This window comes from Paenibacillus ihuae (genome assembly GCF_001368795.1).
Taxonomy (GTDB): Bacteria; Bacillota; Bacilli; order Paenibacillales; family Paenibacillaceae; genus Paenibacillus_AQ; species Paenibacillus_AQ ihuae.
The window spans coordinates 2106084-2111475 of the sequence record NZ_LN831198.1; the positions used below are offsets into that span (position 1 = coordinate 2106084).

Below are 5392 nucleotides of genomic sequence, written 5' to 3' on the forward strand. Positions count from 1 at the left end.
AATAGTCGAGTGTAATCTCACGGATATGTCTGCGGATTGTTTGCGGCTGATCAAAATGGGTCGTCAGTGCCTGAACATCCGCCAGAAATACAAAGGAATCATATTGGTCCTGTAAATTGACCCGGTTCTTGAGACTGCCTGCGTAATGGCCAAGGTGAAGCTTGCCGGTAACGCGGTCTCCTGTGAGCATTCTTTCTTTTTTCATATAAATTCCTCCTGGTATATTTGATTATCTTCCATCGCCACCACCAGCCGTCATCCACGGCCATCACCTCCTTTATCCATACAAAAAAACTCCGTCCTATAAAAGGACGAAGTTATCGTTATGCCACCTTAAATGACCGTTCCACTGTTGAATGAACAAAGGTTCCGGTCTTCGTAAGTACGGTGCGGAGCCCACTTTGAAGCATGAATCTCGATACCGTTCCCGTGATAACGGCGGGATGCCCGGCATTTCCCTACTGCATCCATTCAGATGGTTCAGAAAAGCAACTCTAAAGTCCATTCGCACATATGCCGGACACCGGTTCACAGCGACCACCGGTTCTCTGAAGTCCTCCTCATATGCCTACTTACCCTTTGTCAGTGTTGTTGTTGATATTATGGATAATATTACCTTATGTAAAATGATCAGTCAACCATCGGCGATGTTCGGGCAATTCATACCCGGGATAGCTCATTAATTAGACAAGCAATATAAAATTACCGCCTGATGCATGTACAGCAAATTCTTTTTGAACTGAAATCCGGCAAAATAGGGGGAGTCTATAACCTCTGAACTGACCTCTTCGTTCCGGTAAAAAGGAGGACAGGGGTTAAGCAAAGCGCCGGGACGGATACGCTTCATCCGGTCCAGAGTGATTTGGTATAGATTCAAGTACTCATCATTATTAAATTCACCTGGCAAAGAGTCGGTCAGAATGATATCACTTTCCGGCAGAACATCCTCCAGATTGGTCAGGTATGTATAGTTATTTGTATCCGGCCCCAGCTCATTTCCAGCCGAACAAACATGATTAAAGCTAAGGTTCATAACCTTGGCCATTTCGTGCCAGGTTCTTGAAATATTACTTGCAGGTCCTACGAAGGTATAAGTCAGTTCCCGGTAATTTTCTCTGATTTGGCTGATCGAATATAAATCACTTAAAATCTCGCAGGGGTGGTTACGCGCAGTCATCGCATTAATGATTGGAATGGAGGATTGAGCAGACAATTCAACCAGTTTGGTGAAGCTGGAATGTCTGGCAACAACACCATCGGCCCAATTTTCAAGATAATGGATAACATCGCTGGATTGTTCCCGCTTGTCCAGTGTTTCCGGAGGGAACAGCATATATTTGCCTCCAAAATCCTGAATACCCTTTTCAAACGTAATACGTGTCCTCAGGCTGGATTCCGGAAAGAACCGGATGAAGGTTTTGTCCTTCAAAAGCTGTGCCGGCTTTTGCGAGCTTAAATGGCGGGCCAATTGAAAAAGCTCAATAATTTGCTGTGAACTCAGGCTTTCAAGATCGAGTAGATGCACTAAGTCGCCTCCTTTAGTTTTCACCGGTACCAGCATATTGCCTATCAATCAGAGCACCGGCGGATAATCCCGCCAGGCCCTGCGATAGGCATGTGGTTAATCACCATTACAGTCCGAGAGTAGACCCTTTCTCCAGGCGCAGAATCTGCTTCTCGCCATTATCGGCTAATTCGCGGAACTGGCTGATGGTTTCTCGCATTTTGGGCAGTGCCTCCTGCTTGTAAGTGCTGATGGAGTCTAGCGCAGACAATACATCGGAGAACGCCTGCTTCAGCGTTTCGGCAGAAATGCTGGTCTCAAGCGACTGCTTATGGATCGCAGCTCCTTGCTCTTTGAGCATTCTCGAAGTGCCACTGATCAAATTGTCTGTGGTTTGATTCAGCAGCTCGATTTTTTTCAGCACAATCTTCTGGTTATACAGTGCACTGGCGACTGTTACCGAAATCTTGAGGGCAGAGACGGTCACATTTCTGGCTCTGTCTACGCCGCGGATCAGCTCTTTGTTATTCCGGATGACCACTTCAATCGCCATAATTCCCTGCTGGTTCACGACCAGCATCTGCTGCAGATCCATCACCCGCTGGCGGAGCGGGAACAGAACCTCCTCTGTAATAAAGCGGATTTTGTCTTCGGACTCACCGCGCACCTTGGCAGCCTCGATCTGCGACTCAATCTCCTGATCCATCAGGAGGCCGAGCTGGATTTCCTTCTGCAACTTTTTGGTCAGTTCACGAAGGGTCTGCTGTTCAATTTCGAGTGTTATATTATCATTTTTAAGAATGGTCTTGCCTTTATCCAAAGATAGAATGATGTCAGAGATAACAGCGTCAGCTTTCTGGTATTTAGCGAAATAAGTGCGCAGCGGGTTAAAGAATTTGCCTAACAGCCCGCTTTTGGCAAAGTCGACGGCACTCGGGTCCAAATCTTTCAGCTGAAGATGCAGCTCCGTTAATCCTTTAGCAACCTGACCGCCTTCATCACCGGTTCTGGAGAGGTTGCCCACGGAAACTTGAAGGAGGGAGTTCTTCTCCGAGGAAGAGCGCATAGTGCCCATTCCGAAGCTGTCAATGGATTGCAGTACCGCTTTGCGTTTCTCCAGAGACTCCAGATCAAGCTCCAGGATACTCGAAACATTGCTTATCGCAAGCTCTTTCAGCTGGGTAACCTCTTCAGGCTCGGGCTGTACCTCTTCGGCAATCGCAGATCTCAGCTTATCCGTACTTGGAATTTCCATCGTAAATGACATGACAGACCTCCTTATTAAGTTAAATTACATTTGCACATTGAGCAGATTGCCGATTTTGTAGACGACGTCATCCGTATCCGCATTGATGTTTGCGGCTTCGTTGATGCTTGAAATGCTCTCCAGCGCTTTGATATTGGCGTTGTAGCCAATGGTGTAGACCGGAATTTTGTAGGTTTCGACGAGGCCTCGAATCTCATTGAGGGAATGGCCCTCGTTGGTCTCTCCGTCACTGAGCAGGAAAATCACAGGCTTTACCCCGGGGGTCAACGCGATCTCATCCTGCAGCATTTTCATTGCTACCACCAAGCCGTCAAAAGTAGCCGTACCCCCAGCAGGCTGCAGGCTGTTAACCGCACCGACAAACATCGATTGCTGGTTGGTATCATATTTGGCGATGGGAAGGTTGATGGTTACGTCACTGGAGTACGACACAAAGCCGATGCTGTTGTCTTTTCCCAGATTCTTCTGGCCTTTAAGCAGCGATTCCTTAAGACGGTTCAGCGGTTCACCGGCCATGCTGCCGGAGACGTCAGCCACGAATACCGCTGCGATCGGAGTACTGCCATTTTTCTTTTCCTTCCAAGTCTTCTGCGCAGAGGAGAGAAGATTACCGTCCACCGGTGCCAGTTCGGAGACGTAGTCATTCAGGCCGTTGAACCCTTTGGCCTCTGCCGACTTCTGATATTTATCCTGCGCAGTAAATTCAGCGAACTTTTGGATAATCTCCATTTTTGACTGCGGCAGATCCCCAAGAGCATAGAGCGGACTGTCATGCCGTACTCCAAACGGAGTGAAGACATAGCCGCTTTTCAGATCGGATGCATTGACAAAGGTCTGATATTCCAGGACAAAAGCATCAAGCATCCCTGTTTTGGCCGCATCCCGCATCTGCAGGGTGGTTGAGGCGATAAACGGTACATTAGCCTGGAATTTCTCGAATCCCTGAATGGCTTGCTCACTAAGCAGATCCGAGCTGTCAAAGGTACTTAGTGCAGTTACCAGAAAATTAAGCCCGGTTGAACTGGCAAAAGGATCGGTGTATCCCATGGCCAGCTCGTTATCAGCAATCGCATCGGTAATCGTTTTGACGTTAATAGCGCCATATTTTTCAACCAGCTCGTCATATTTTTTCTTGCCTGTTACCACACCTGCTACATTGCCGGTAAGCCGTTTGGATACGAGCTCGGCTTTGATGCCGTTTGCTTTTACCATCTCGCCCCACAACTCATTCGAAGGTGTAAAGGCATCAGGAATATACTTGCCGGATCGTATGTAATCAGCGGCCGTGCCGGAAGCAATGTTGCGGATTTTCACGGATACAGGTGTTCCTTCCACCATGATATTGGAAGCATTGAACGCTGATGCCACTTCATTCAGCCATCCGTCATTCCCCGTACCGGATTTCTCGGTGGAAGAGAACACCTCTATATAATTGTCGGTTGAATTCTCTACGGAGACCGGGAATTTGGAGATGTCAGGCAGTGAGTCTCCGACAGCCACAGGGTCAAGATCTATTTGTCCTTTTACCTGCTGCGCCTGGGTTACCTTAATATCTTTATAAATCTTGTTCAGCCTTTTATCAGCATCCTCTGCAGTAATCTCTGTCTTGGATTTGCCCAAATTCGAGGTTAGGTAAATTCCGAAATAGACTAGAGCAAAGACAGCGGCTGCAATCACTGTAAGTATCAATAGAGTTTTGCTTTTCCTGGCCATATACAACCTCCTCCAGTTATTGATAAAGCTTCGTCTGACGGATCAAGGCGCTTAGCTCCTGCATGCAGGGCATTTCTTCTACTTCTTTATAATTTGTGCTGTCCAGCTCCGAAATCTCCAGCAGCAGCTGATCCAGCTTGAGCAGAATTTCTTCATTGGCGCCCAGGTAGCCTTTCAATGAGGTGAAAAAGTCGTTATAGAGTGCCGTCTTCTTTTGGACCAGTTTCTCGGAGAATTGAGGAGGTTTGTTAGTATTGGCCAAAAGGGAGAAATCGGTAGTGTCAAACAAACTCAGCTTGTTAACAATTCCCCTGACATTCAGTAACAGCAGCTTTTCAACTTCGGTAATTACAGAACTGAACTTTTTGTAGCTTAATTCCTGCGGATCAAACCGCGTACTCAGCACCCGGGTTAAGGTTGATTTTTTCTTCTCCATCCGCTCCAGCTGATCCAAAGCGAGAAGGACATCATTTTTCAGCACCTTTACATTTTTGTATTGCTGAAGCTGGCCAGCGTAATCATCAGGTGAAGTTAACGGGCGGGCAGATGTAGGGGCTGAAGCTTTGAAGAGTAAAGTATAACTTCCGTAGAGCACAACAAGCAGACTGATGAATAATAACGTTACGCCTGAAGCTGTTTCCAGTGCGCTTTCTCCACCGATTTCCACGCCCAGCAGACCAGGAGATAAAACAGCAATATTAAGAATGACAACACCGGTAATAACGGCAAGCAGCTTAACGGGTCCAGATCTGTTCAGCGTTTACACCCCCTTTATGAGTATATTTCGCTATAGCTTCTTTTGATTCATTTTATCAGACAATAGCGGAGAACGCTCCAAAATATTACCAAAAGCGCCATTAATCAACGGGTTGAATATGGAAGATATGTTTTTAATTACGTTTGAGAGG

General features: G+C 46.9%; 4 protein-coding genes and 1 pseudogene. All 5 read right to left on the reverse strand.

The window, feature by feature from the left end; translation table 11 throughout:
• A pseudogene (locus tag AQR02_RS33900) lies at positions 1 to 205 on the reverse strand (tryptophan--tRNA ligase); the annotation flags it as partial.
• Positions 206 to 679: 474 nt separating this feature from the next.
• A complete protein-coding gene (locus AQR02_RS09470) occupies positions 680 to 1525 on the reverse strand; it encodes an ornithine carbamoyltransferase (protein ID WP_054940349.1) in 846 nt (281 codons plus the stop codon).
• 106 nt (positions 1526 to 1631) lie between these two features.
• A complete protein-coding gene (locus tag AQR02_RS09475) occupies positions 1632 to 2771 on the reverse strand; it encodes a toxic anion resistance protein (protein ID WP_054940350.1) in 1140 nt (379 codons plus the stop codon).
• 24 nt (positions 2772 to 2795) lie between these two features.
• The gene (locus AQR02_RS09480) at positions 2796 to 4484 is read right to left on the reverse strand and encodes a vWA domain-containing protein (protein ID WP_054940351.1); all 1689 of its coding nucleotides are present in this window, start codon (positions 4482 to 4484) and stop codon (positions 2796 to 2798) included.
• 16 nt (positions 4485 to 4500) lie between these two features.
• Positions 4501 to 5151: a hypothetical protein gene (locus tag AQR02_RS09485; RefSeq protein ID WP_245237264.1), complete on the reverse strand. Its 651-nt coding sequence runs from the start codon at positions 5149 to 5151 to the stop codon at positions 4501 to 4503.
• Positions 5152 to 5392 lie beyond the last annotated feature (241 nt).

Bases quoted from the DNA above. Each gene is read 5' to 3' on its own strand.
- AQR02_RS09475 (WP_054940350.1), bottom strand. From the start codon at position 2,771: ATGTCATTTACGATGGAAATTCCAAGTACGGATAAGCTGAGATCTGCG.
- AQR02_RS09480 (WP_054940351.1), bottom strand. From the start codon at position 4,484: ATGGCCAGGAAAAGCAAAACTCTATTGATACTTACAGTGATTGCAGCC.